Consider the following 24,969-nt stretch of genomic DNA (forward strand, 5'->3'; position numbering starts at 1 on the left):
ATTGAATCCGTGAGACGCATCGGGGTGGGGGCCAGGAGCGGCTTCGAGAGCACCGTGCATGAGACGTTCTGGACTGCGCCGAACATCATCACGTGTCTGCGCTTCCTCCTGGTCCCCGTCTTCGTCATTTTCGTGCACAACGACGCGTTCATGGCGGCGTTCTGGACGCTGATCGTCCTGGGGATCACGGACTGGGTCGACGGCTTCCTCGCCAGGATCCTGGATCAGGTCAGCGTGATCGGTCTGTGGCTGGACCCCCTGGCGGATCGGGTGGCGATGATCATCATCGCCGTCACGCTCGTGGTGTACGGGGTTGTTCCGTCGTGGGTCCTGTGGACCATCGTGATCTCAGACGCAGTCCTGCTCGTCGTCGGGCTCGCACTCTTCCGGGGGTCGCCTCAGCTGAAGGTGTCGCCCCTGGGCAAGGTGCGCACCGCGTTCCTGATGCTGGCCTTCCCGCTCAGCCTCCTGGTGCCGGCTGAAGTGTTCGAGGGTCAGATCCTGCCCGTGGTCGCAGAGTCCGCACTCGTCGCAGCGTGCGTTCTGCATGGAATCACATGCCTCGACTACCTCTGGCAGCTGTGGGCCAAATTCTGGCGCCTGCGGCGCCTCGGCATCAGCAGCTGGGACCGCAGCGCCTGGGCCCACCCGGAGACCGCACCGGTGCACATCGTGGACCCGGACCAGTACATCGACCCGGCCGACTTGGAGCCGGTGGACCCTTCCCGGCTGCCGAAGAGGCCGGTGTCCGAACCCGACCAGACAGACCCGACCCCGCCACGGAGGGCCCGCACCAAGTGAGCGACGCTTCGTCACCGTCCACCCGATCACCGCTTCGAGTCCTCATCGTTGCTGATACGTACCCTCCCGATGTCAATGGTGCCGCAGTCTTCGGGCACCGCTTGGCCAAGCACATGACGGCGAGGGGCCACGAGGTCCACGTCGCGGCCGCGCGTCCGGGGCCCGGACCGGACATGGTGGAGCGCCGGCCCGAGGCGACCATCCACCGGTTCCGCTCCTTCAAAGCCCCGACGCACGAGTACTTTCGGCTATGCCTGCCGTGGACGGTCGAACCGGGCATGGAGAGGCTGGTCGACGAGCTGCAGCCCGACGTCATCCACGTGCAGTGCCACTACATGATCGGCAAGGCCGCCATTCTGGCCGCACAGAGACGTCGCATCCGGCTCATCGCCACCAACCACTTCATGCCGGAGAACCTGGATCCTTTCCTCCCCTTCCCCCAATGGTTCAAGAACGTGGTCTCGCGCAACTCGTGGAAGGACATGAGCAGGCTCATGGGCCTCGCCAGCGTGGTCACCACGCCCACACCGCTTGCTGCGCAGACTATGCGCGAGAAGGCCGGCTTCGAGAACGTGCTTCCCCTGTCCAACGGGATAGACGTGGACTACTACGCCCTCCGCCCGGGAGAGGACAGGCCTGCACGCGACCATCCGACGGTGCTCTTCGTCGGGCGCCTTGCGGTGGAGAAGAACGTCGACATTCTCATCGACGCGCTGTCGCGAACGGATCCTCGCCTCGGCATCCGCCTGGAGATCGTCGGGGACGGTGAGCAGCGCGATCATCTGCGCGCGCAGGTGGAGGAGCTGGGCCTGTCCGACCGCGTCGAGATGCGCGGACATGTTAGTGAGGGGGAGCTGCGGGAGGCGTACTTGGCGGCGGATGTGTTCTGCCAGCCCGGCACGGCGGAGCTGCAGTCGCTGGTGTCCCTGGAGGCGATGAGCGCGGGGAAGCCGGTGGTGCTGGCCGACGCGCTGGCCCTGCCTCATCTGGTCTCCGACGATCAGAACGGCATGCTCTTCGCTCCCCACGACGCAGACGACCTCGCCAGGAAGCTCGACGCAGTGTTCAGCCTGCCGGAAGCTCAGCGACGCGCGATGGGGGAGGCAAGCCGCGACAAGGCCAACCAGCACGCCATCGGCAGGACTATGACGGCGTACGAAGGCCTGTACTGCGGCGCTGACTGGTGGGAGACAGGCCAGTTCTTCGAAGAGCCGCCGCGTCGTCGGTGAGCGTCCCGCACCGGGAGGCTGCCGCCAGGGGCTCTGAGACTCAGGCGTAGGCGCCTCGTACGGATTCTGCTGCAGCAAGAAGCCGTTCCGCGGAGTCCGTCCACGAGTAGGCGCGCGACCGTTCGAAGGCGCTGCGGCTGGCAGCCTCGAAGACCGCAGGGTCCTCGAGCCGGCGTACGGCGAAGGCAAGATCCTCAGGAGTCGCGGCGACCTGCGCCGCGGGGGTGTCTGCTGCCTCACCGACGACTTCGCGGAAGATGGGCAGGTCGGAGACGATGACGGGGGTGCCGTGGCTCATCGCCTCGATGACAGGCAGCCCGTATCCCTCCGCCTGGGAGAGCGTTACGAGGGCCGCTGCGGAGCTCAGCAGCCTGCTGTAGTCCTCCTCAGATATGCCGTTGTGGAAGACCAGCTGGCTGGGGCGGTGCGCAGCTCCCATCAGCTCCTGCCGACGTGCGGGGTCGATGGGGGAGCAGAGATGGAGGCGGTGCTCGGGCAGCATATTCAGGCCGTCGATGATGGCTTCGACGTTCTTGTACGCCATGAACGAGCCCATGTAGATGAGTTCCCGCTGCGGGGCGGCCTCAGGGTCCCGCGGCTGCGCCACAGGCTGGGGCGCGTTGGGCACCAGGTGCACCGGGCGCCGGGTCAGCCGGTGCTCCGCGATGAGCTGTGCGGTGGTGTCGGAGACGGTGGCCACGGCGTCGGCACGGTTCAGCGTCCACCGTTGGGGCGCGTAGCTCAGGTGGTAGAGGCGCCACCCGAGCCGGATGGGCGCAGGCAGGTTCTGAGGGGGCGCGCTGTGCTGGTAGTAGATGAGGTCGTGCAGCGTGAGGATCAGCGGGTAGGTGCGTCCGGCGCTGCCCATGGTCTGCATGGGGGAGAAGACGACATCGGGGGAGTGCGGGCTGATCTGTCGCGGAACGAACGGCTCCAGGGGCGAGGTGGGCGAGCTGATCCTTAGGTGCGGCAGGTCTGGGAGCATGTCCAGCTGCGCGGGGTCGCTGATCAGCATGGTGACGTCTGCTCTGCCGGAGAGCTGCGGTGAGGTCAGCGCCTGAACCAGGGAGGCGGTGTAGCGGGAGATCCCGTCGTGCACCCGGGTGCGCACATACCGGCAGTCCACGAAGAGTCGCATGCCCGCCATCATGCCGCATTCAGGTTCCATACGGTCTGAGCTGGCAGGCTTCTGCCTGATGCGCAGCCTGCAGTATTGGACCACCGGCCCAGGAGCCTCCGAGATCCGTGAGGCCGATGCGCCGACACCGGGTGAGGGGCAGGTGCTGATCGAGACGTTGGTCTCCGGGATCTCACGAGGCACCGAGGGGCTGGTCGCTCGAGGACAGGTGCCCTCTGAGATCGCCCATCTCATGCGGGCTCCCAACCAGCTCGGGGAGCTGCCCTTTCCGGTCTCCCACGGGTACCTCAACGTGGGTGTCGTCCTCGAAGGGCCTGACCGCCTCATGGGGCAGAGGGTATTCACCCTGTCCGGGCATCGCCAGCACGTCCTCATGGACGCCGAGGACTGCCACGTCGTCCCGCAGGAGATGCCGACCGAACGGGCTCTCCTGGCGGGCATCGCCGAGGTGGCCCTGAACGCCGTGTGGGAGGCGCAGCTCACGCTGACGGACCGTGCTGCGGTCGTCGGGGCCGGCCTGGTCGGCCTGTGCGCCGGACTGCTCGCCCAGCGGGCGGGCGCCGAGGTGCTGATGGTGGAGCCCCAGGAGGAGCGGCGTCACCTGTGCCGCCAGCTGGGCCTGAATGCCGTCTCTCCCGAGGACGCGCCGGGCGACCACGACGTCACAGTCCACACGTCTGCCGCGGCCGCCGGTCTGGAGACTGCGCTTCGGATCGCCGGCGACGACGGGTCCGTCATCGAACTCTCTTGGTACGGCACCCGCTCGCCTGAGGTTCCATTGGGAGCCGATTTCCACGCGCGTCGGCTGAGCATCGTCGGAGTGCAGGTGGGCGAAGTGGCAGCGCCGAAGCGCCTGCGTCGGACTCGTCGAGAGAGGCTGGGTGCGGCGCTGACCCTGCTGGATGATGACCGGTTCGACCGTCTCATCACCGGGCACACGGCTCTGCATGAGCTGCCGCAGCGCATGGGGTCGCTGCTCGATGAGTCTGAGACGATTCTTCATGTTGTTGACCACCCCAGACACAGACGCTCAAACCGCTGAGGAGCCCCGCATGACTGATACCGGCACCGCCGCCCCCATATTCTCCCTGCAGGTGGATGATCACCTGATGATCGCGCACTCCCTGCAGCACGACTTCTTCGGGCCGGCACAGCGGCTCCACGGCGCCACGCTGACCATTCACGCCAGCTTCGAGCGTCAGGGACTGGATGAGCACGGCGTCGTCATGGACATCGGCGAAGCGTCACAGCTGCTGGGGCAGGTTCTGGAGCCCCTGCGGTACCAGAACCTGGACGAGCACCCCGACTTTGCGGAGAAGTTCTCCACCACTGAGGTCATCGTGCACTACGTCGCCCTGCAGCTGGCAGAGCGCCTCCGGGAGGGCCACGGCCTGCGGGCGCTCACGATCGAGGCCGAGGAGAACCCCACTGCGAGGGCCAGCGTGCGCCTCGAACTCTCGGCATAGCTCCCTCTCGGCGAGAGACGGACGCCTCCGGGCGGACCGCCCCTCAGTTAGGATGGAACGGCCCCCACGTGGGGGCACGGGGAGTTAGCTCAGTTGGTTAGAGCAGAGGACTCATAATCCTTTGGTCGCGGGTTCAAGTCCCGCACTCCCTACAGATTGCATCCCTGCCATGATGCGGGAAGGCCCCCATTGGATGATTCCATTGGGGGCCTTTTTGCTGTCCGACGGCAATTCTGACGGCAGTTTTCTATCTAGCCTGCGCGGCGACGGCGGAAGGCATCCAGCTCCACCACCGTGTCGGAGGACGCCGAGGGTGTCGGGTCGGGATCGGATTGTGAAGGCGGGTACCAGAGCGCCTGCCCCATGACTTCGATACACCCCACCACCATCACCGGGAGCAGACAATGAGCCGCCCTACTGATCTAGAAATCCACATCACGGGCAAGCCCGCGCCCCAGGGGAGCAAGATGGGGATAGCGATAAAGGCCGAAGGTAAGTACACCGGCAAAGTCGCCCAAGGACCTAGCGCGAAGATATCCGCGCCGCGGCGATGGAGACCGCCGAGCAGGCCGGGTGGGTGGCCCCCGCCGGGGCAGTAGCCGCAAACATCGAGTTCTACATAGACCGGCCGAAGGGGCACTACCGGACCGGCCGCCATGCCCACCTGCTGAAAGATAGTGCCCCACCCACCACGTGACCAAGCCCGACAAAGACAAGCTAGAGCGGGCCACCCTAGACGCCCTGACCAACGCCGGAGTGGTCCACGACGACAGCCGCATTGTGGGCGGCAGCACCTGGAAGGCGTACGCGGACGGACGGCCCGCCGGTGCGGTAGTGACCCTGCAAGACCTAGAGGCCATGGAGGACGACGACCAGTGAACACCATCACCCTGCAACCCATACAGGCCGTCGCCCGGTGGCTGCTGGAAGCCCACGAGCCCATGGCCGAGTTGCGCTACAAGGGCACCCCACGGCCATGGAAACAGCCCGACCCGACAGTGGAGCAGCGGGCCGAGCAGGACGCTGAGGCGCGCGCCGACCGCAGAGACCGGCAGCCCGGCAGCACCGGGGTGCTTCCCCCAGCGCCTGCACCGGTACACCTAGACGTGCTGGACGATCTGGAAGGGCAGCAGCAGACAGCCCATAAGGTGGCCCGCCGGATAGCCAAGTCGCTGCAGCACGACCGCTGGCGGGTGCTCCTAGCCCGTGACCCCAGCATGCCCACCCGTGAGCTGCTGCGCTACATAAGCAACACAGCTGTCGAGTTGGACGCAGCGGGCCACCCCGAGACGCTCGAGGCCACTGCTGCGACGCTGCAGCAGATGAAGGCAGCCACCGCCCGCCACCTCACCGAAGTAACCGAAGGACAGCGACGGAAAACGGAATGCCCATGGTGCAGGGGCGAGCACCTAAAGATCCGCACCATAGGACCGGATGACCGGCCCGAGGTCGTAGTGCGCTGCGAGTCCCAACAGTGCGAGCCCAGCGCAGCAGACTGTGGCACCTGGCACCGGGGCATGCCCTGCTGGCCCTTCCACGAATGGGAGTGGCTAGCCAAAAGGATCGACGGGGTGAATTCGGACTATAAATAGGGACGTCGGGCAGAATAGGGGAATGACAGAACTCTGGGTGCCGCCATCGCTGGATGAACATCAAGCTGAGGAGTTCCACAAACTTTCGCTTGGAATCTCCCACGCAGCTCGTCCTCTGATCGCTATGTGGTGCTTTAGCTTCTGGCGGAACCACCGAGAGCTCGATGTGCATTGGCTCATGCACTTCAATAACGCATGTCGCCGTGTTGTGTTTAGTGACCCGAACCTCACCCGAAGCGCCGAATCTGTCCAAAACGCCATAAGTGTCCTGCCGGAGAACGATCTCATCGACCTCGTCTCCTACCTACTGTCACAGACTGACAGTGCCACCAGGGACCACGTAGAAGAAATAGATTCGATTCTGGTGCAAGGCGGTTCAGGGTGGAGAGTCGGCGTGAGAAGCGAACGCTATTCCCTTGTTCGGCGCCTGCCCGAAGGTATTACCGACATAGCCGAGTCTGTCGTCAATCACGATCAGCGGTCTAGCCGGTACCTCAAGGAAGCCTGGGATTACGCATTCATGGCCTCGCCAGATCCAAGCAATGCGTACCAGGCGGCGATAAAAGCTGTTGAGTCCGTCGCGAGAGAGCTAGTCGCCCCCCGAAACGGTAAGGCTAATCTCGCCAGCTGTGCCAAGGAGATTCGGGAGGGTAAAGGCAAGTGGTCATTTGCAATGGCAGACAGCCCGCACCGATCGGGGGTCCAGGTGGTGCATGACATGCTCGATCTCTTCATTAACGCCCAGACTGACCGACACCCTGGTCAGGTCGGTCACGCAGAGATCAGCGAGCAATCGGCCCAGGCAGCGGTCCTCATGGCTACGACATTAGTGGGATGGTTCACCATGGAGCACTTCGAGAGAGCAGACGACTCTCAATCGCCTTAGCGGAGGATCGCGACGACGCCCACCGCTAGCTGTTCACATGTACGTCATGTCGCGCATGGTGTGTTCACACTCTGACGGGTGCCACATCTGGAACCATTGAGGAATGCTCCACGCTTACATCGATGAATCCGAACGCGACGAGGACTACTACTTCCTCGGTGCCGTCATAGGATATAGAGAACAGATCTTCGATATGGGCGAGGCGCTCAAGGCCGTCATGAGGAAGCACGCGAAGGGTATCCCGCAGCTCAAGTACACCGACGAGCTGCACGGCAGCGACCTGATAAGTGCATCCGAGAAGCCTTGGCAAGGATTGATGCCCAGGTTGCGATGGGCGATTATGCTCGATGCGCTCGTGGCTATCGAACGGTCCAAAGTGAGGATCTACATCGAGGGAATCGACATCAATGAGCATCGTGCGCGGCCGTATAAGACGCACTTCCCAGCTCGGGAAGTCGCTCTCAACTACCTGCTGGAAAAGATTCAGTCGTGCTCGAAACCCCACGAGCGAGTGCAGGTCCACGCCGATGACCACCACACAGCTGAACAGAGCCGCAGCAACTTCGCCCGGTACCAGCGGGAGGGAACGTTCGGGTGGAAGTCCACGACGCTGGACTGCCTGATGCCAGACATTCTTTTCGAAGACTCCAAATATGAGCTGGGGCTCCAGGCCGCAGACCTGGTGACCTGGCTCTACAACCGAAGGATGACGATGGAAGAGCGCAACGAGGACGCGGCGAAATGGAGGGCCAAGTTCTGGAAGGCGATCCGGCCCGCGATGTCAGGGGACAGGGGTAATCACCGGGTTTGGCCCTAGATGCACGGAAAGCCTCACCCAATAGGGTGAGGCTCCGGCATTGCAGAAAGCTGACCAAGTGGTCAACTGTCCCGCATTCCCAATGTAGCACCGAACCGTCCCGCGCGAAATACGCACAGGTGCCAGTATTCAGGGCACCGCGCGGGGCGCACAGCTGGCCCCAGGCCTGTGGATAAGTCAATCTATGGGCAAGTACACGACACCCAAAAACAGCCCCCCACCCGATACGAAAGTACCCCCCCCTAGCGATCAAGGCCCCGCCAGCGCACCAGCAGGCAGGGGCCTTTCCTATGCCAACGCCCGCACCCCACCAGGCGCCCGTGGGGGCCCCCACCCCGAGCAGGGCCCACCCCATGCCATGCGCACCCCACCCGGTGCCACTGCGGAGCCCGAGCCACCAGCGCCGGCCGCTGCAACGACCACCAACGCAAGCCCTGGGAAAACCCCAGCCGGAACAGCGAGCAGCTGACCCGACACCAGCGCCAGCAGATAAGAGACCAGCAACTAGAACGTGAGCCAAGCGGTCGACGCTGCAGCTCAACACAGAACCTCCAAGCCGATCACATCATTGAAATCGCCGACGACGGAGCGCTCACCGATCCAGGAAACCTGCAAATATTCTGCGACGACTGCCACAGAGTAAAGACGCTGGAAGCACGCGCCGCCCGGCGCCAATAGCCCCACCCCCTCCCACCTGCAGAGGGGTAGGGGAGTCCAAATCGCTGGAGCTGAGCCGATGAGCCGCGCCGCGGTAGAAACGCGCACAACATCGCAGAATCTGAAACCCCCCTTAGGGTGGCGCAGCGCAAGACTGGTATATCAAAGATCCTGGTCCACTCGTCTGAGAATATTCGCGAGCAGGAGTGCGCTGTCTGCCGCTATCCCCGCGTCACGCCTAGTAGCCTCTGGCCGATGCTTCACCTTGTGGGCTAGGACGGATACCTTCTTCACGACTCCGCGGATTTCGACGTGGTCCTTGCCCGCGAGAGAATCCTCGACGTAACGGCCGATTCGCGCTTCAGTCTTATCCACCGATGGAACAGGTTCATCTGGGCGTCGGTGTTTTTCTTCTGAGTAGAGGGTCCGACTAAGCGCTTCCAGCAGGGCCACGCTCCTATTTCCGACGTCCATGTAGTCGGCGGCGTCTTTCGCGCGCCGGAAATGCGACCGTAAGGCTCGCATCTCCTCGTCAACCATTGGCCAGCCAAAAGTCTCGAGTGGCGACACCGCCTCCGCTAAATTGCCCGAGTCCCGAGTCTCTTCGAGTCGGTCCAATTCCCTGAAAACCGGGTCGAAGTACTGGCTCAGTAGCTCTCGTCGTGCTTGCCAGCTTCCATGGCAACCCTTCTGAACCCAGTAAGTCTTGAAATCGGAGTAATTCCTCCAAGGAAGATCGAGAACTATACCCAGACGTTGAAGCACCGACTTCAGTGTCTTCTGAGATAACTCGATCTGATCCTCTGACAGTTGCATCCCTCCACCGGTTCCGGCCTTCATCCATTCACCATGAACCAGACGATTCAGACCAACCGCGACCTCTAAATCTGCATGGTCACTAGACGGGCGTTGACGGACTTGTCTAAGAAAGTCCTCACGAAGAGTTGTTTCGGTTCTTACGGGCCATCCAAACGCATCGGTTATCTCTTCCTCGAGAAAGAAATCGTGTGGTTGCACAGCGGTCACTCCTCAGACATATACGAACGGTGGCAATCCGCTTGATAGAAGCTTACTTGCCAGCCCGTACATGGTGATGGATAGCCACATTCCGCGATTACCTGTCGATTAGGCCTCAATTACAGCCGATTAGAAAGTTGCATACTGACGATGACGGTCCCCATCATTCATCGCCCGATCGAGAAGCTCGCGGTCCCGACCGACGGACTGGTCCACTACGGCCGGAATCCGCGCCGAGGTGACGTGCCAGTGATCGTCGAGAGCCTTAAGCACAACGGGCAGTACAAGCCGATCGTGGTTCGCGCAGGAACTAATGAAGTTCTCGCGGGAAACCACACGCTGAAGGCTGCCCGCGAGATGGGCTGGGACCAGATGGCCGCCACGTTCGTGGACGTAGACGATGACGAGGCCGCCCGCATCGTGCTGGTCCATAACCAGAGCAATGACTTGGCCGGGTATGACGACGCGGCGCTGCAGGAGCTGCTCGAAGAGCTGCCGGACCTGGCCGGCACGGGGTTCACCGACGACGACCTCAACGACATGGCGGACGGCGCCGAGGAAGCGGCGGAGAACAGCAGCCTCGTGGAGCGCTTCGGCGTTCCCCCGTTCAGCGTTCTCCACGCCCGTGGTGGGGCGTGGGCGGCGCGTAAGGCCGCGTGGAAAGACGTGGGCATTCACTCCGAGGTGGGCCGGACCGCGGATATGGTCTACGGATCCCCGCAGACGAAGTACACGAACTGGTATGAGGTGCGGAACGCTGCGGATATGCGGGCTGGCCGTCGGCTGTCTGACCGTGAGGTGCTGGACGAGTGCTCCGGTGAGCTGGTGGCAGCTGCCGATTGGGGCACCAGCATCTTCGACCCGGTACTGACTGAACTCATGTACCGGTGGTTCTGCCCGCCCTACGGCCGGGTGCTGGACCGTGGGCCGGCGACAGCGTCCGTGGGCTGGTGGCTGCCCGGCTGGGCAGGGAGTACACCGGCGTGGAGCTGCGCGGCGAGCAGGTGGCTGCGCATGAGGACCAGGCCGGGCTGGCGAATGGGCCGCTCCGGTGATGCTGGCCGCTGCGCCTGGTATGGCTGACCAGCCCGCTGCGCCCGCCGAGGGCCTCGCCCCCGAGCTCGCCCCCGTGGAAGAGCACGGCGGTGTGCTGGTGAAGCGGGAGGATGCGTGGAGCCGGGGCGGTGTCAGCGGCGCAAAGTCCCGCGCCATGTTCTCCGTGGTGGAGGCTGAGCAGGGCGTCGGCATCGTGACCGCGGGGTCGCGCAACAGCGCCCAGATCGAGCGCGCTGCGCTGGTAACCCATGCGTTGGGTATGCCCTGCTGAGTTCACATCGGCTTCGGGGAAGATCCTCCCGAGAGTGCGTCGGCTCGGCGTGCTGACGCCGATGTGCTGCAGCACAAGCCGGCCCGACTGTCCACGATGAAGGCCAGCTTCCGCGCCGTTGCTGAGGGGGTGGACACTGCCGGCTGCGCGATGGCTGGAGGCTGCCGGCGGGAAAGACCTGCCGGTACTGGCCGCGGGCGCGGGTAGGGCTCCCACGACTACCTGGACTGGGAGGCGCCGGGCTGGCAGCAGCGTGTGGAGGTAGTGCCCCACCCGTCCGCGTATGACCAGCCGGCCGTGCGCTGCGAGCTGGGGCAAGCTGCCCCTTGACCCGAACGATGGAGTTACCTGCGGCACTCCCAAGGTGCGCTGGCGGGGTAGCCGCTGCGACCGGAGCTTTGGGTGCAGCCAAGGACGCTGGCTACGTACGGCGCAGTGTGCCTGGAAAACAGTGCACTTGTGCAATTTAGTGACGAGTGCATAAAATGCACTCGTGCAAAATGACTTGAGTCAGCGAGAGCGGAATCAGCGCGACACCTGGAATGCCATTCACGAGGTCGCCTATGATCTGGCGCGCCGCGAGGGGCTCGCCGCTGCCACAGCGGATGCCATCGCTGCCCGTGCCGGCGTCTCTCGAAGGACGCTGTTCAACTACTTCCCCACCAAAGAGGATGCGATCCTCGGCTCCCGGCTCCCCACCGTGCCCGATGAGACCGTCGAGACCTTTGTGAACTCCCATGCCGACGATCTGACCCGCGTGGTCCGACTGCTGGTCGCCGTGCTGCGAACCTCGCTTCCGGAGGAGCAGTCTCTTCGGCGTCGCGAGATCCTCAAGCACCACCCCGGGCTGCGCAGCCGCATCGGTCAGCTGCTGACGGAGGTGGAGCAGGCCGTCGGGAACGTGTTGCGTGAGCGTTCAGGTCCCGGCAGCGGCGACCACTTGGCTCCCACTGCCGGGGACAGCGGCACCCTGCAGACGCTGCTGATGCTCTCAGGCGCCATCACCAAGCACGCGTTCTCCCGGCACCACGAGGACGAGGCCCAGCCTCTTGAAACCTGCCTGGAGGACTCCATTGCGCTGTTCCGAAAGGTGGTCGACGAGACGCGATGACATCTCCTTCCGAACAGGCCGCTTCGACCGACACGGCCGACGGTGAAGGCACCCGGCTGAGGCTCATCTTCTCCGCGCTGATCCTGACCATGCTGCTGGCCGCTTTGAGCCAGACGGTTCTCGCCACGGCGCTGCCGACCATCGTCGGCGACCTGCAGGGTGTGGAGCACATGGCCTGGGTGATGACGGCCTTCATCCTGGCCTCCACCATTACGATGCCCGTCTACGGCAAGCTCGGGGACATGTTCGGGCGCAAGCCCCTCTTTCTGGCCGCCATTCTGCTCTTCGTCCTTGGCTCCGCAGGGGGCGGCGCGGCCCAGGACATGAATCAGCTGATCGCGGCGCGAGTTGTTCAGGGATTGGGCGGCGGAGGTCTCATGATCCTCTCGCAGGCCACGATCGCCGATGTCGTTCCCGCCCGCGAGCGCGGACGCTACATGGGCGTGATGGGCGGAGTCTTCGCCTTCTCCTCGGTGGCAGGGCCGCTGCTCGGCGGCTGGCTCACCGACGGGCCGGGCTGGCGATGGACGATGTGGATGAATGTGCCGCTCGGCCTGCTGTCACTGGTGGCCGTTGCTGTGCTGCTGAAGCTGCCCCCCACCTCGAGGCCGCAGTCCGGACGCATCGACTTCTGGGGCATGGCGCTGCTGGGCACGGTCACAACCTGCATCGTGCTGCTGGCCACGTGGGGCGGCACCGAATATGCCTGGGATTCGCCTCTGATCCTCGGACTCGGAGCCGCTGCGGTGGTGACTGGACTGCTCTTCGTTCTGGTGGAGCGAAGGGTGAGGGAGCCGATTATGCCGCTGCTGCTCTTCCGCAGCCGGAATTTCGTCATCACGATGATCGCCGGAATGATCACCGGTGCTGCCATGTTCGGAGCGCTGGCGTACATGCCCACATATCTGCAGATGGTCACCGGCTACAGCCCGGCTCAGGCGGGACTGCTGATGGTGCCGATGATGGGCATGCTGCTGGTGTCCTCGGTGCTGGTGGGACGACGTGTCAGCGTCACCGGTCGATACAAGGCGGTCATGGTGGTCGGCAGTCTCATCACCGCGGCCGGACTGGTCCTGCTGTCAACGCTCGAGGCGAGCTCGCACGTCATTCTGGAGTGCCTGTACCTGGGGGTCCTGGGACTGGGGCTGGGCTTCAATATGCAGCTGCTCACTCTCGTCGCTCAGGATTCCTTCGCGGCACGTCTGGTGGGCACCGCGACGGCCGGTCAGAACTACTTCCGGCAGGTCGGCGCGACGTTGGGCTCGGGCGTGATCGGGGCGCTGTTCGCAGCTCGCCTGTCGACCATGCTGGATGAGCGGCTGCCCGCCGGAGGGCTCGAGGGCACACGTGCGGACTCGCTGACTCCGGAACTGGTGCGCCAACTGTCTGCTCCGGTGCACTCGATCGTGGTCGAGGCCTACAACGACGCCCTGGTGCCGCTGTTTCTGTGGGTGGCGCCGCTGGTTCTGATTTCGGCTGTGCTGCTGCTGTTCATCCAGGAGAAGCCGCTGTCGACCACTCTCGAGCGGTGAGGCTGCCCCTGCGGGGTCCGCCTCAGCGGCTGCTGGCCTTCGCTGCGGCGCGTCTCAGCAGGCGCACGGGCCTGCGCGCTGTGCGGACGAGCCGGTCGAGCGGGGGATGGTCCTTGCGGGCTTGGCGGAGCGCGCCGCCGAACGTCGCAGGCTCCGGGGCCTTGGCTGGGCCGCGATTCGCTCGGACCCAATGGGCGGCCGCGCTGTGCGCCCGGGCGAGACGTTCATTGATCGCAGGATCAGCGCCCTCCTCGGCCAACTGGGTCTGTGCCTCTGCGAGCCTGAAGCCGCCCAGCTCACCGAAGTTGTAGAGATAATGGGCGAGCCGCTCGTACTCCTGCGCCCCCACCATCGGCTGCTGAGTCAGGGCTGCCTCATCCGCGGACTCGATGAGAGTGCTCCAATTGTCGGGACGCGCGACGTGCTCACCGCTCAGACGCCTCTCCGCATCGAGGAACAGGTCGTCGAATGTCTCGATCAGCGCATTGCTGAACCTGATGGTCCCCTTGAACTCGGCTCCCGAGGAGAAGGTGAACTCGCCGAAATGGGGCCCCGCAAAGGTGTCGTAGAGGTCGACCCTGACGAATGGAGCATCCGTCAGCTTGGAGAGCTCGATCGCCCAGCGCGAGAGCATCGCAGCCGACCGAGGGACCAGAGGCGCTGCCGGCTGCACCTTCGAGGGGGAGAGCCTGAAGTCTCGTTCGTTGGTCAGCGGGCGGAAGTTCCCGTCGAAGAAGGCATTCCTAATGGGCCCTGAGTTTCGGTCGATCTGAGAGACCATCCCGATCTGGCCCTGGAACATATAGAACTTGTAGTCGAACGGCAGCGTGCCGGGCTGGGGGCCCGCGAGGAGCTCCTCGACGATCCAGGTGGTCTTCTTGCGCCGAAAGCTGGCGGCCGCGTTCTTCTGGGCTTCGCGGATCTCCTCGACCGTCATCTCGCGAAGCGACAGATGGTCGAAGTAGCTCTCCGGGCCTGTGCGCTCCAGGAGCATGACGCCCCGGGCGGACCATCCGTGGGCGAACTTCAGGGCGGCTTTGTCGCCGAGCACCTCCGGCGTGATGTCTTCCGCATTCTTGAGGAAGTGGTGCTGCTGGGGGAGACCGAGGCCGGCCCCGTTGAGCTTCAGCTTCTCCAGCCTTCCGTGCACCTGCGTCTTGTTCGACAGCTCGCGGCGCAGATCCGTGCCTCGCCTGCCGAACTCACGGGCAAGGAAGCGGAGGTACGGAGAGTTCTCCGGAGTCTTGTCGAATTGCATCTGGCTCCCAGTTCTCTTCGTGCCGTCGACCTCGGCCATCATGTCACGGGAGACCGCAGAGCCCTCCGTTCTCAGACGCTTCTGCGGCGCAGGGCTGACGCTGGGAACGGGGCTTGGGTGAGGCTACGGTGTACTTCACTCATTAGCTCACATGGTAGTGTTCTATTCATCCCGACGGGGCTTAGAGGGTGATCGAGGCCCCCTGTGCGGGTGTGGCACCCAAGCACCGCCGCTGCTCGCTCCTGTGAAAGGAAATCTCAACCATGCTCCATCAGCGACACCGCGCAGGCCTGTCGGCCATGCTCGTCCTGGCTCTGAGCGCCAGTGCGTGCGCCGACAACGACGAGGGCGCCGACAGTGCCGAGGGCGCCGAGGACCAGGAAGCTCTGGTCCTCTACTCGGGCCGCGACGAAGTCCTCATCCAGCCCCTCGTGGACGACTTCGCCGAAGAGACCGGCATCGATGTCGACGTCCGCTACGGCGACACAGCCGAACTTGCTGCTCAGATCATCGAAGAGGGGGAGAACTCGCCCGCCGACGTCTTCTTGGCCCAGGACGCCGGCGCTCTGGGCGCCGTTGCTCAGGATGGACTCTTCGACGAGCTGCCTGAGGAGCTGCTCAACGAGGTTCCCGAGACATTCCGGGACGACAGCGACCAATGGGTCGGGCTCTCCGGCAGGCTCCGGACACTGATCTACAACACCGACGAGGTCGACGAGGCTGACCTGCCCGACACCGTCGCGGAGCTGACCGGTCCCGAGTACGAAGGCCGGGTCGGCGTCGCCCCGACCAACGCCTCCTTCCAGTCCTTCGTCACCGCCCTGCGTGTGACTGAGGGTGAAGAGACTGCCCAGCAGTGGCTCGAAGATCTCGCAGACAACGACCCCCAGTACCGGGAGCGCAACGGCCCGATCGTCTCGGACGTGCTCGACGGCACCCTGGAGATGGGCCTGGTCAACCACTACTACCTCTACGCGCAGGCAGCCGAGCGCGGCGTCGAGCCCGAGGAGCTGCCTGCTGCCAATCACCTCTTCGGCGACGGTGACATCGGTTCACTGATGAACGTTGCCGGCGCCGGTGTCTTCGACGGGGAGAACGAGAGCAGCGTAGAGATGCTGGAGTACTTCCTCAGTGAGGAGGGCCAGGGGTACTTCGTCGAGGAGACCTCTGAGTACGCACTCATCGATGGGTTCGAAGCACCCGACGGCCTTCCGCCGCTGGACGAGCTCGACGTTCCCGACATCGACCTGAACCAGCTGGAAGACTTGGACACCACCGTGGAAATGATCACTGACGCGGGGCTGGTGGGCTAGCCCATCTCAGCCGTTGCCGACGCTGCACAGGAGGCCACCCGGGCCCAGGAGCCCGGTGGCCTCCTTCAGCGTGCCCGGCGCCGAGGCAGATCAGGAGCAGAACTGGGTCGCGTGCCCAGCTGGCTGCCCCCTCTGTCGGTCCTCTGCGCAGTCGTCGTCCTGGTCCCGCTGCTCTACTTGGGCATACGTGCCACGGAGTACCCTGCCGAGGAGTTCTTCGGAACCGTCTTCAGCGCTCGCACCGCACGGCTCACTCTCACATCCCTGACACTGACCGGAGCCGTCACCGCCTGCTGCGCCATCATCGGTGTGGCGCTCGCCGTGCTGGTGACCCGCACGTCCATACCCTTCCGGCGAACCCTCGCAGTGTTCGCGGCTCTTCCGCTCGCCGTCCCGAGCTATGTGGCGGCGTTCGGGTGGCAGGCCATGAACGGCCTGGTCAGCCCGGGAACCAGCTTCGAAGGACTGGCGGCAGCGGTGGTGGTCATGACATCGGTGACCTACCCCTACGTCTACCTTCCCGCCGTGGCAGCCCTGATGAGCGTCGACCCAGCCCAGGAGGAGGCGGCCCGGTCGCTCGGCAGGGGACCGGCGCAGACGCTCTTCTCCGTCACCATGAGACAGGTGACCCCTGCGATCACAGCCGGCAGCCTCCTCTGCGCCATCTACGTCATCGCCGATTTCGGGGCGCCGGCGATCCTTCGGGTCGATACCTTCACCCGCGCCATCTTCACCAGCTTCTCCATGGGCTTCGACCGGCTCGGAGGGATCGCGCTCTCCTCCATCCTGCTGGTGCTCACCGCCCTGGTGCTGGTGATCGAGGGGCGCATCCGCCGCCGCTCCACCCGCTACGCCGCCCTGGGATCGGGAGGAGCGACGACTCCTATCCGCCTCGAGCTCGGACGATGGGGCGCGCCCGCCTCTGGCGCTGCGTGGGTGACGGTGCTCGGCTGCCTCGGCGTCCCCGTGGCCGCGGTGTCCTACTGGTCCTACCGAGGCGTCTCGACTCCCGGGTCCCTGGAGGAAGTGGGCAGCGCCTTCGTCGGCTCTCTGTGGGTGGCGGCCCTGGCCGCTGCGGCCACCACAGTGCTTGCCGTCCCGCTGGCTCTCTACCTCGCCCGTCGTCCCTCGCTGATCGCGCGCGGTCTGGAGCGGGCGGCATACTTCGCGCACTCACTGCCCGGCGTGGTGGTTGGGCTGTCCATGGTCATGCTGGGCATCTCGGCGGTCCCCGCGCTGTATCAGACGATCCCCATGCTGATCGTGGCCTACTGCTCGCTGATGCTCCCTCTGGCGATGGGCCCGGCGCTCGCCTCAGCGCTGAACTCCCCGCCGGAGCTCGAGGAGGCCGCCCAGTCCCTGGGCTCCTCATCCGGGCTCGCGTACCTGCGGGTGACGCTGCCGATGATGGCGCCGGGCATCGGAGCCGGCGCTCTCATGGTGATGCTGACCGTGATCAAGGAGCTGCCCGCAACGCTGATGCTGCGGCCCACCGGCTTCGACACCCTGGCAACACGGCTGTGGACCTACACAGGGAATGAATCCTTCGCCGCCGCCGCGCCCTTTGCGGTGCTGCTCATTCTGCTCGCCGCGATTCCGACCGGGATCATCATTTCCAAACTGCTCAAGGAGGTCCGATGAGCGTCAGTGCCGTAGGACGAACTCTCGACGTGACGTCGCTGAATGTCAGCCTGGCCGGTCATGAGGTGCTGACGGATGTTGCCCTGAGTCTGCCGGCCCGCACCACCACGGCGGTCGTGGGCCCCTCGGGGTCGGGGAAGACGACGCTGCTGCGCAGCATCGCGGGCTTCCTCCAGCCCTCCAGCGGCGAGATTCTGCTGGACGGGTCGGCGATCACCAAGCAGCCCGTTCACCGCCGCCCGATCGGGCTGGTGTCGCAGGACGGCGCACTGTTCCCGCATATGAGCGTCGAGCGCAATGTCGCGTTCGGCCTCGATTCCTCTGCCCTCAGCAGGAGCCAGCGGCGCGCCAAAGTGGGGGAGCTCCTCGACCTGGTCAGCCTGCCGCAGAGCTACGGCGAGCGGAGGCCCGATGAGCTGTCCGGTGGACAGCGCCAACGTGTGGCCCTGGCCCGAGCGCTTGCCCGCGCACCCCAGGTGATCCTGCTGGATGAGCCGTTCTCCGCGTTGGATGCCGGGCTGCGTGAGCGCACCCGCAAGGCGGTGCAGAAGGTGCTGCGCGCCACGGGGACCACGGCTCTGCTCGTCACCCACGATCAGGACGAGGCTCTCTCCTTCGCCGATCAGGTGGCCGTCCTCACCGAGGGCCGCATCCGGCAGGCGGGGGCGCCCCAGGACGTATACGCCTCTCCCTCGGATCTGGAGACCGCGCAGTTCCTCGGTGAGGCGGTCGTGCTGGACGCAGTCATCTCGGATGGTTGGGCCTCGTGCGTCCTCGGTGAGATTCCGCTGCGCTTTCCCGCCGCAGCGGGTCCGGCGCGAGTCATGCTCCGGCCGGAGCAGCTCACCCTGGCTCCTGCAGGCCGAGGTGTGCTGGGCGTGGTGCTCGACTCGGACTACTTCGGACATGACACCACCGTGACGGTGCGTGTTCATGGACAGGACGAGGTGCTGCGAGTGCGGCAGCTGAATACGCCGCCGCCGGCGCCGGGCGAGACGATCGGGCTGGACGTTGAAGGCCCGGGGATGGCCTACGCGGTCGCCTCGGCCCAATGACAGGGCAGCGAAGCCCTTAGTGGGTCACCTTGGGGTTCTCGCCCCGACTGTCGCGCGCCTGGCGGGCCGAGGCCACATCGTCCACGACCACGACGATGTGGCGCAGGCTCGAGATGAGTGACCCGTAGGTGGGCCACGAATCGGTGGGGAGCCCCTTGTCCTCGGCCATGTCGACGGAGAGGGACGTCAGCTCATCATGGAGAGGAGCGACTTCCCTGTCCGGGTCCGCAATGGCTCGTCCTACCTTTGCGACGATCTGTGTCCAGCGCTCGCGGAACTGGTCATCCCACTGGCCATCGGAGTATGAGGCCTCCCTGAGGGAGCGGGCGAGGTGGCGCAGATGGGAGATGCCTTCATCGGTGCGCTCCAGGATCTCCTCGTAGCTGGCCTCGCGGGTGTCCCAGGTGCTTTGGTCCAGTCTGCTCCTGCCGTGGCGGCCGCGCGGATTCGCCCGGTGAGACTCGCGGGCGAAGCGCACCACCGCCCAGGCAGAGTCGAGCTCCTGGCTCATCGATTCGGTCTCTTTGAACCATGCTTCTGCCTTGTCGGTGTCCCAATCGTCGGAGAACTCCTCCGAGATGCTCGCCAGGACCCCGCCCATGCGCTCGTTGAGGCTGTCCACGTACCGTGCAGCCTGCTTGTCGCCCAGCGGCGGCACGATCAGCAGGTTCACTGCGACGCCGGCCGCCACTCCGACGGCGACTTCGAGGATGCGGTCGTCCAGCAGCGGCGCCTGCTCGTCGAAACCGCTTCCGAAGATGAAGATGGCGGTGGTGGCGATAGCGACGCCCTCATCGCGGATCCATGAGATGCGGGCCGCCGCGACGCCGACCAGAAGCGCGAGGGCGAAGGTGAGGATTCCGACGCCCAGGAAGTAGCCGATGAGGAACGAGAGCCCGACGCCGATGCTTGAGGCGACGGTGGTCTGCACCCCTCGCGACAGCGAGCGGTGGACCGTCGCGTGGACGGTGAGCAGCGCCGTCCAGGGAGAGAGGAATGCCAGCTCCGATCCCAGCACGGCGGTGGAGAACCACCACGCCGCCGTGCCAGCGATCACAGTCTTGAGGACCTGAATGACATCGGTCAGGAACTCAGGCTTCTGCATCCTGCTCCGCGCCGAGCCGGCGACGGTTCGCAGAGACGGCACACGCTTGGGCTTGGAGCTGCTCCCGTCGTCGACGCGGTCCTCCAGGTCTTCCTTCGCTTGCTCGGCCACGCGTTCTCCTCGATGTCAGGGAGCAGGGAATGAGTCATGATTCGCCGCAGAGGATGCCCTCCGACGGCGGCTCGTGACCAGAATAGGTCTTTCGCCCCAACGTGGGTATGCCCCGCCCCCTGGCGTGTGGCCTTCGACCCTCTACTCGAAGAGAGGCCCGAAGCCCGCGGGCAGCTGCGAGCGGAGGTCCGAGATCTCGCCGTCTGACACGGCGTGGGAAAGCGTGGTGAGAACCGCTGCGACCTGGGTGCGCGCCTCAGCTGGGTCGGTTCCTTCGCCCAAGTGGTCGGCGACGCGCCGCAGGAAGTCGTCGACATCGTCGACGACGGGGTCCGCTGCCACGTGCTCAGTCACTGGGCCCTTGAGCTCGGCGGGAAGCTGGGCTGCCAGGTTCTCCGCCTCTCCGCCCTTGAGGCGCTGCCCCAGGTCTGCCAGGACGACCTGGGTTGTGCGGAGGGCAGCCTCGCGGTCGCTGTGGCCGCCGCGCTCGCCGACTGCTTTGATGAACTCGTCGTACTGCATGATGTGTGTCTCCTTCTCACCGGCAATGCCGTCTTGCTTCGATGCGTCATTCCTGGGGGCAGGCGGTCTTGCCGCTGAACTGGCCCCCGTATGGCGAGAGGTTCAGCTCCCGACTTCGATCACGGTTGCACACGGAGTCATGCAGGAGCACAGGACCAGCTGAACAGGCGCCGGGCACAGGAGCCGGCGTCTTCTCCAGAACCGGCCCTGTGGGATAGGTGTAGATTCATGGTCGCTGATCCAACCGCACGACGGTGCGATGCCCGGAAGGGAGTCCACGCGCGATGAATGGCCTTCACCGGCAGCTTCCTCTGTGTCGCATGCTGGCTATTCGCGCCGATGCCGAGCTGCACCAGGGCTCCAGATATGACTGAGCGGCCCATGCGCGGATGGCTGTGGGTGCTGGTGCTCGCAGCGGTGCTGAGCCAGGCGACAGTCCACATGGTTCGCCCGGCGACCACGTACAAGCTTCTGGCGCTGGACGCCAGCGAGATGACCATCGGGTTGGTCACCGGTGTCTATGCGGTCCTGCCGCTGGTGATGGCCATGCAGATAGGAGCCAGGGCCCAGCGAGCGGTGAGCCTCAGGCCGCTGCTGATAGGCGGCACCGCTCTGAGCGTGCTGGGAGTGGCCTTCGTCGCCGCCGTGAACGATCTGTGGGCGGTCGCAGCGGGCAGTGCGGTGCTTGGCTTGGGGCAGCTGATCTTCACCGTCGCAGGACAGTCGGCGATCGCCCGGTTCGCCTCCAACGCGCAGATGGATACCGCCTTCGGGTGGTTCACTGCGGGGTTCTCTGCGGGACAGCTCATAGGACCGCTGCTGGGAGGTCTCATTCTCAACGCCCCGAGCGACGGGGCCGGAAGCGGGAATCTGTCCCTCATCAACCTCGCCCTGTGGATCGGTGGGGCGCTCTCCCTGATGGTCATCGCGCTGCTGCAGTTCGCCCGGGGCGCCTTTCGAGGCGAGGAGCGGGCGACGGGCAGCACCGACGACGCCCCCTCCTCGAGCGGGATTCACAGCGGCGGTGTGGGGGAGCCTCAGTCAGAGGCGGAGAAGCCCTCGATCCTGGGGATCCTCACGGTGCCTAACGTGCCCTCCCACATGCTCGCGTCGATCGCCATGATCTCGATCCTGGACATCCTCTCGGCGTTTCTGCCTCTGCTGGGCGAAGAGGCGGGCATCTCCCCCCTGATGGTGGGCATTCTGCTGTCTGTTCGTGCTGCGGCCTCCGTCGCCTCGCGGCTGTCGCTGCCGCTCCTCAGGAGAGTGTGGAGCCGAGGGGTGCTGGTGCTCGCAGCTCTGTGGATGTCGAGTCTGACGCTGGCGGTCCTGCCGATGGTCACGGGCTGGCTGTGGGCCCTGTTCGTGCTGCTGGTCCTTGCAGGGTTCTTCCTCGGGCTGGGGCAGCCGCTCACGATGAGTCTGGTGACGCAGGCGGTTCCGGTCTCCTGGCGTTCCAATGCTTTGGCGCTGCGCCTCATGGGCAACCGGGTGGGCCAGGTGGCCGTGCCCATCGCCGCAGGCGCACTCGCAGCTCCGCTGGGCTCCGCGGGCGCGATCTGGGCTGGGTGCTTTCTGCTCTTCGTCTCCGGCGCCGAGAAGTCTGTGCGTGCGGCCCGCGGCCGGCAGTAGGCGTGCAGGGCACTCGGTGCGCCGAGGCGGTGTCACAGTCCGGTGCTGTGCACGCGTGCGCGTGTGTGCATCACGGACCTGAGAGCGCCTCCCGGACCGCTCCGAGGAACCACGCGTGAGCTGAGGATGCTTCGGCGTCACGGTGGGAGATGAGGTGGACGCCGGTGTGCGGCGATGCGAACGGAAGCTCGAGCAGCTTGGTTCCCTCGAGCCCGGGGATGAGCCTCGAGAAGGCATCCACCGGAACGATCGCGAAGAAGCCGCACTGCGCAACGATGCGTGGCAGCGACGTAAACCGGTTCACCTCGACGTGAGGCACATCCGACAGGACTCCCGCGCCGAGAGTCGTGACCGCTTCGGTGATGATGCGGTGCCCGGCCGAGGTTCCCACGCGCACCTCGGGGAGGGCCCGCAGGGTGTCCAGGCTCACGATGCCGTCCTGCGCCTCCAAGTCCTCAGGCACAAGGCAGCCGTACCTGTCATGGAAGAGCACCTCCTGCGCCACGGGTCCGTGCACAGGGGAGCTGCCGATCGCTGCATCCACATGTCGGGAGAGCACATCCTGCGCCACGGTCTCGATGTCGAGTGGGACCGTCTCCACCTGAATCCCCGAGCCTGCGCTTCCGGTCGCCTGAAGGATACGGGGGAGGAGGCCCGCTTCACCGAGGTCGGTGAGTGCCAGCCGGAAGCGTCTCGTCGAGGTCGCGGGATCGAAGCGCGTCCGATCCTCCGTACTGGCGGCGACCTGCGACAGCGGTCCGTTGACCTCGGCGTAGATGCTGGCTGCCAGTCGGGTGGGAGCGACTCCCGTGCGAGTGCGCACAAACAGAGGGTCTTCGAAGTGGTGGCGAAGTCGCCTCAGCGCGTGGCTGACAGCGGGCTGAGACAGATGCAGCATCTTCGCAGCGCGGGTGATGCTCCGGGCGCGGTAGACGACCACAAAGGTTCTCATCAGGTTGAGATCAATGGTGAGTTCCATCGTTAGATATTAGTCCCATGCATGTTGAAGATGCCGAATATCTATTGGACACACATCATCCGGGACCATAGCGTCTGTGACAGAGGTCACAAACAACGATGGGGAGGCTTGGTGGCATGGCACAGACGATGAGAGTCGCCGACGCGGTGGGCCGCGTTCTGGGCGACCTGGGACTGCTGCAGATCTTCGGTGTGGTCGGCAGCGGAAACTTTCGGGTCACGAACGCATTGCTTCGAGAGGGAGCAGAGTTCACGGCAGCCCGACACGAGATGGGCGCGGCGACGATGGCCGACGCATATGCGCGCGTCACAGGTGATGTGTCGGCGGTCTCGCTGCACCAGGGCTGCGGCCTCACCAATGCGCTGACAGGTGTTGCCGAGGCTGCGAAATGCCACACCCCGGTTCTGGTCCTCGCCGCCGACACCGCCCAGGGCGACGTCACATCGAACTTCTACGTCGACCAGGATGCGCTTGTCGCCTCAGTGGGAGCGACGCCCATGCGCATTCATTCCGCAGAGTCAGCCGTGACCGACGCGGCCCGGGCCTACCACGTCGCGCAGGTCGAGCGGCGAACAGTCGTGCTCTCGATGCCCATCGACATACAGGAGGAGCAGACTCAGTACCCTGCGGCGCGTCCCACGACGGCGCTGAGCCGGCCGCAGCCTGCCGTGTCGCACGCGGAAGTGCAGACCCTTGTGGACCTGCTCGACGCAGCCGAGCGGCCCGTCATCGTCGGCGGACGCGGTGCGCGTGCGGCGAAGCACGACATCCGAGAGCTGGCGGAGACGGCCGGTGCCCTGCTGATCGCGTCCGGAGGCGGCCGCGGAGTCTTCGAAGGAGATGAATGGGCTCTGGACATCATGGGCGGGTTCGCCACGGAGGGGGCCGCCGCCCTGGTCCGTGAGAGCGACCTCATCGTCGCCTTCGGCGCTTCGCTCAACACATGGACGACCCGCGGGGGATCGCTGACCGACGGGACGCAGCTGGTGCAGATCGACGACCGTGCCGAGGCGATCGGTATGCACAGGGGCGTTGACCTGGGAATCGTCGGCGATGCGGCTGCGGTCTCACGAGCAGCACGCGATGCCTTGGCGGCCATGGGGCCAGCACGCAGAGGATATCGCTCACCTGAAGTCGCTGAGCGTGTCAGATCCTCGCGCTACTGGAAGGACCAGCCCGTTGAGCGCATCGAGGAGCCCGGGTATGTCGACCCTGCCCAGCTGACCAACGAGCTCGACGCACTCGTGCCGATGGAGCGGACGGTGGTCGTCGATGGAGGCAACGTCAACTGCTATCCCGGCGCGCACCTGAGAGTGCCTGACGATGCCGGCTTCGTTCTCCCACTGTCGTTCCAGGCGATCGGCATGGGGCTTGCGAGCGCTGTGGGAGCTGCGATCGCCCGACGCGATCGGATGACAGTGCTCGGCGTCGGCGACGGTTCGCTGCTGATGGCGGCGGCGGAGCTCGAGACGGCCGCGCGGCTGGGCCTGGGCATGCTCATCGTCGTCTACAACGACGCAGCCTACGGTGCCGAGATTCACCTGTTTCCCGACTCGACGGCGGAGGAGCAGGAGATCGTGCGCTTCCCCGACACAGACATCGCCAGCGTCGCTCGCGGCTACGGCTGCGATGCTGTGACGGTGCGCTCGATGGATGACATCGAGCCGGTGCGAGCATGGCTTGAGTCGCCGCGCGAGCGGCCCCTGGTGGTCGACGCGAAGATCACTGGCCGACCCTCATGGCTCATGGCCGCCGGCCACAGTCCAGATCACAAATAAAA

General features: G+C 65.2%; 24 protein-coding genes and 1 tRNA gene. 19 read left to right on the plus strand and 6 right to left on the minus strand.

Going from position 1 to position 24,969, the window contains the following annotated elements; genetic code table 11:
- Positions 1–9: 9 nt before the first annotated feature.
- On the plus strand, positions 10–801 hold the full coding sequence (locus FS388_RS09015) for a CDP-alcohol phosphatidyltransferase family protein (RefSeq protein ID WP_146341117.1): 792 nt from the start codon (positions 10–12) through the stop codon (positions 799–801).
- On the plus strand, positions 798–2,030 hold the full coding sequence (locus FS388_RS09020) for a glycosyltransferase (RefSeq protein ID WP_168198531.1): 1,233 nt from the start codon (positions 798–800) through the stop codon (positions 2,028–2,030). Before FS388_RS09015 ends, FS388_RS09020 begins: the two co-directional genes overlap by 4 nt.
- Positions 2,031–2,070: 40 nt before the next feature.
- On the opposite strand, the gene FS388_RS09025 is transcribed toward FS388_RS09020, so the two are convergent.
- Positions 2,071–3,168, minus strand: coding sequence for a glycosyltransferase family 1 protein (locus FS388_RS09025; RefSeq protein WP_146341119.1), 1,098 nt, complete (start codon positions 3,166–3,168; stop codon positions 2,071–2,073).
- 58 nt (positions 3,169–3,226) lie between these two features.
- Here FS388_RS09025 and FS388_RS09030 point away from each other — a divergent pair, with 58 nt between their 5' ends.
- The 8 genes from FS388_RS09030 (at position 3,227) to FS388_RS13465 (ending at position 8,607) form a co-directional block, all read left to right on the plus strand.
- Positions 3,227–4,210: a zinc-binding alcohol dehydrogenase gene (locus FS388_RS09030; protein ID WP_146341120.1), complete on the plus strand. Its 984-nt coding sequence runs from the start codon at positions 3,227–3,229 to the stop codon at positions 4,208–4,210.
- Positions 4,211–4,220: 10 nt separating this feature from the next.
- The gene (locus tag FS388_RS09035) at positions 4,221–4,634 is read left to right on the plus strand and encodes a 6-carboxytetrahydropterin synthase (RefSeq protein WP_246836165.1); all 414 of its coding nucleotides are present in this window, start codon (positions 4,221–4,223) and stop codon (positions 4,632–4,634) included.
- A gap of 78 nt (positions 4,635–4,712) precedes the next feature.
- A tRNA-Ile gene (locus FS388_RS09040) sits at positions 4,713–4,786 on the plus strand.
- A 541-nt stretch (positions 4,787–5,327) separates the two neighbouring features.
- Positions 5,328–5,513 (plus strand): RusA family crossover junction endodeoxyribonuclease, encoded by a 186-nt coding sequence (locus FS388_RS09045; protein WP_146341121.1) that lies wholly within the window; start codon positions 5,328–5,330, stop codon positions 5,511–5,513.
- The gene (locus FS388_RS09050; RefSeq protein ID WP_146341122.1) at positions 5,510–6,226 is read left to right on the plus strand and encodes a hypothetical protein; all 717 of its coding nucleotides are present in this window, start codon (positions 5,510–5,512) and stop codon (positions 6,224–6,226) included. Before FS388_RS09045 ends, FS388_RS09050 begins: the two co-directional genes overlap by 4 nt.
- Positions 6,227–6,248: 22 nt before the next feature.
- Entirely contained in the window at positions 6,249–7,112 is an 864-nt protein-coding gene (locus FS388_RS09055) for a hypothetical protein (RefSeq protein WP_146341123.1), read from the plus strand.
- Between the two features lie 103 nt (positions 7,113–7,215).
- Positions 7,216–7,929, plus strand: coding sequence for a DUF3800 domain-containing protein (locus FS388_RS09060; protein WP_146341124.1), 714 nt, complete (start codon positions 7,216–7,218; stop codon positions 7,927–7,929).
- Between the two features lie 489 nt (positions 7,930–8,418).
- Positions 8,419–8,607, plus strand: a complete 189-nt coding sequence (locus tag FS388_RS13465; protein WP_371708776.1) for an HNH endonuclease — start codon at positions 8,419–8,421, stop codon at positions 8,605–8,607.
- Between the two features lie 141 nt (positions 8,608–8,748).
- On the opposite strand, the gene FS388_RS09070 is transcribed toward FS388_RS13465, so the two are convergent.
- Positions 8,749–9,426, minus strand: coding sequence for a hypothetical protein (locus tag FS388_RS09070; RefSeq protein ID WP_210410173.1), 678 nt, complete (start codon positions 9,424–9,426; stop codon positions 8,749–8,751).
- Positions 9,427–9,753: 327 nt separating this feature from the next.
- Here FS388_RS09070 and FS388_RS13140 point away from each other — a divergent pair, with 327 nt between their 5' ends.
- From FS388_RS13140 to FS388_RS09095, 4 genes are all read left to right on the plus strand, one after another.
- Positions 9,754–10,686 (plus strand): ParB/RepB/Spo0J family partition protein, encoded by a 933-nt coding sequence (locus tag FS388_RS13140; protein ID WP_210410174.1) that lies wholly within the window; start codon positions 9,754–9,756, stop codon positions 10,684–10,686.
- Positions 10,679–10,930, plus strand: coding sequence for a hypothetical protein (locus tag FS388_RS09085; RefSeq protein WP_146341126.1), 252 nt, complete (start codon positions 10,679–10,681; stop codon positions 10,928–10,930). The genes FS388_RS13140 and FS388_RS09085 overlap by 8 nt, the downstream gene beginning before the upstream one ends.
- A 493-nt stretch (positions 10,931–11,423) precedes the next feature.
- Positions 11,424–12,041: a TetR/AcrR family transcriptional regulator gene (locus FS388_RS09090; RefSeq protein WP_146341127.1), complete on the plus strand. Its 618-nt coding sequence runs from the start codon at positions 11,424–11,426 to the stop codon at positions 12,039–12,041.
- Positions 12,038–13,573 carry an MDR family MFS transporter gene (locus tag FS388_RS09095; protein ID WP_146341128.1) on the plus strand — a complete coding sequence of 512 codons (1,536 nt, stop codon included), beginning with the start codon at positions 12,038–12,040 and terminating at the stop codon, positions 13,571–13,573. Before FS388_RS09090 ends, FS388_RS09095 begins: the two co-directional genes overlap by 4 nt.
- Positions 13,574–13,595: 22 nt before the next feature.
- On the opposite strand, the gene FS388_RS09100 is transcribed toward FS388_RS09095, so the two are convergent.
- A complete protein-coding gene (locus tag FS388_RS09100; protein WP_168198670.1) occupies positions 13,596–14,831 on the minus strand; it encodes an ATP-grasp fold amidoligase family protein in 1,236 nt (411 codons plus the stop codon).
- A gap of 263 nt (positions 14,832–15,094) precedes the next feature.
- On the opposite strand from FS388_RS09100, the gene FS388_RS09105 reads away from it, so the two are divergent.
- From FS388_RS09105 to FS388_RS09115, 3 genes are all read left to right on the plus strand, one after another.
- Positions 15,095–16,144: an iron ABC transporter substrate-binding protein gene (locus tag FS388_RS09105; RefSeq protein WP_146341130.1), complete on the plus strand. Its 1,050-nt coding sequence runs from the start codon at positions 15,095–15,097 to the stop codon at positions 16,142–16,144.
- Positions 16,145–16,255: 111 nt separating this feature from the next.
- Positions 16,256–17,785, plus strand: a complete 1,530-nt coding sequence (locus tag FS388_RS09110) for an iron ABC transporter permease (RefSeq protein WP_246836166.1) — start codon at positions 16,256–16,258, stop codon at positions 17,783–17,785.
- On the plus strand, positions 17,782–18,840 hold the full coding sequence (locus FS388_RS09115; RefSeq protein ID WP_146341131.1) for an ABC transporter ATP-binding protein: 1,059 nt from the start codon (positions 17,782–17,784) through the stop codon (positions 18,838–18,840). The genes FS388_RS09110 and FS388_RS09115 overlap by 4 nt, the downstream gene beginning before the upstream one ends.
- Before the next feature lie 16 nt (positions 18,841–18,856).
- Here the strand turns inward: FS388_RS09115 and FS388_RS09120 are convergent, their stop codons facing one another.
- Together FS388_RS09120 and FS388_RS09125 are read right to left on the minus strand one after the other, a co-directional pair.
- The gene (locus FS388_RS09120) at positions 18,857–20,056 is read right to left on the minus strand and encodes an aromatic acid exporter family protein (RefSeq protein ID WP_246836167.1); all 1,200 of its coding nucleotides are present in this window, start codon (positions 20,054–20,056) and stop codon (positions 18,857–18,859) included.
- A 141-nt stretch (positions 20,057–20,197) separates the two neighbouring features.
- Complete coding sequence (locus FS388_RS09125; RefSeq protein ID WP_146341132.1) at positions 20,198–20,578, minus strand: DUF2267 domain-containing protein; 381 nt, start codon at positions 20,576–20,578, stop codon at positions 20,198–20,200.
- 366 nt (positions 20,579–20,944) lie between these two features.
- Between FS388_RS09125 and FS388_RS09130 the strand changes: the two genes are divergently transcribed.
- Positions 20,945–22,210 carry an MFS transporter gene (locus FS388_RS09130; protein WP_146341133.1) on the plus strand — a complete coding sequence of 422 codons (1,266 nt, stop codon included), beginning with the start codon at positions 20,945–20,947 and terminating at the stop codon, positions 22,208–22,210.
- Between the two features lie 70 nt (positions 22,211–22,280).
- Here the strand turns inward: FS388_RS09130 and FS388_RS09135 are convergent, their stop codons facing one another.
- Positions 22,281–23,189, minus strand: coding sequence for a LysR family transcriptional regulator (locus FS388_RS09135; RefSeq protein WP_146341134.1), 909 nt, complete (start codon positions 23,187–23,189; stop codon positions 22,281–22,283).
- A 116-nt stretch (positions 23,190–23,305) separates the two neighbouring features.
- On the opposite strand from FS388_RS09135, the gene FS388_RS09140 reads away from it, so the two are divergent.
- The gene (locus tag FS388_RS09140; RefSeq protein ID WP_210410175.1) at positions 23,306–24,967 is read left to right on the plus strand and encodes a thiamine pyrophosphate-binding protein; all 1,662 of its coding nucleotides are present in this window, start codon (positions 23,306–23,308) and stop codon (positions 24,965–24,967) included.
- The last annotated feature ends 2 nt before the right edge of the window (positions 24,968–24,969 follow it).

Source organism: Nesterenkonia sp. NBAIMH1, from assembly GCF_007922635.1.
Lineage (GTDB): Bacteria > Actinomycetota > Actinomycetes > Actinomycetales > Micrococcaceae > Nesterenkonia > Nesterenkonia pannonica.